This window comes from Janthinobacterium sp. FT14W, assembly GCF_009208755.1.
Lineage (GTDB): Bacteria > Pseudomonadota > Gammaproteobacteria > Burkholderiales > Burkholderiaceae_D > Janthinobacterium > Janthinobacterium violaceinigrum.
In genome coordinates, this window is record NZ_WFLL01000113.1 from 1 (window position 1) to 1,012 (window position 1,012).

Sequence of the window (1,012 nt, forward strand, 5' to 3'; positions counted from 1 at the left end):
CGCGAGGCAGGTGGACAAGCATGGTGAATCTGCTTGAACGCTCAACTAGCGTTCCGATCGCAGACCGGTTTAGTCCGATGATCAGGTCACCCTCCCAATGCCCCGGGACCGCACGATCGTCGGCTTCTGCAGGCCTGTTGGAGATCATTACATCCTCGCTCACATGTGCCCAGGCTTTGGCTTGTGCCCTTGCTCTCGGTACGCGCAATGCCCTCCCAGTACGCAGGCAGCCAACCAACTCGCGCTTGAGAGCTCCTCGACCCTGGATATAAAGTGCTTGGTATATGGCTTCGTGAGAGATGCGCATGGATTGATCATCCGGGAAGTCGATCTTTAGTCGGTTGGAAATTTGTTCGGGCGACCAACCGGTGACCCATTTACGATCACCGCGATGCGGCTTATTTCTTCCTATGAACGGCGCTGGCCGAGGCCCAGAGATGTCACGACCATTCGCGTCACGAACCTTGCCCTCCAGGCGATCTTGAACGTAGTCGTGCAAACGTGGATCAGTTAACAGTTTCGATAGCTTGGGTCTTTTCGCAACCAGCTCAGCCTTCCACTGCGCAACCGAAGCTCGATACTCAAGTCGGCCACAGCGAGTTGCAACATTACGTGTCAGCTCACGGGAAACCGTTGATGCGCTACGCCCGATACGGCGCGCAATCTCTCGTACTCCGACGCCCTGGCACGAAAGAAGTCCAATCTCTTCTCGCTCAGCAAACGACAAGTACCTTCCAGATATTGGGTTCAACATAGAAAGTGGCATGCCGCCATTATGACGAAACCAACGCGTCCCGACTGCTTGCGACACGCCAACCGCTTCAGCAGCTTTTTCGCTTGTAATCCCCGTTGCTATTTGTTCCCAGAACCGCCGCTCGGTTTCCCGGCGATGCGATGGCGCACCTGGCGAGCGCATCGCCCTTCGCCCAGTCAACTTGTTCATCCGCCCCGCTGGTCGCCCCATAAACACCTCCCCGATTAAAGGTGTTGCGAGGACCGGTTGAATCCGCCC

1 protein-coding gene is annotated in these 1,012 nt (G+C 56.4%); it reads right to left on the bottom strand.

The features are described from left to right. Positions 1–943, bottom strand: a 943-nt coding sequence (locus GCN74_RS28185; RefSeq protein ID WP_152259705.1) for an IS30 family transposase, incomplete at its 3' end; no start/stop codon positions are given. Positions 944–1,012: the final 69 nt, after the last annotated feature.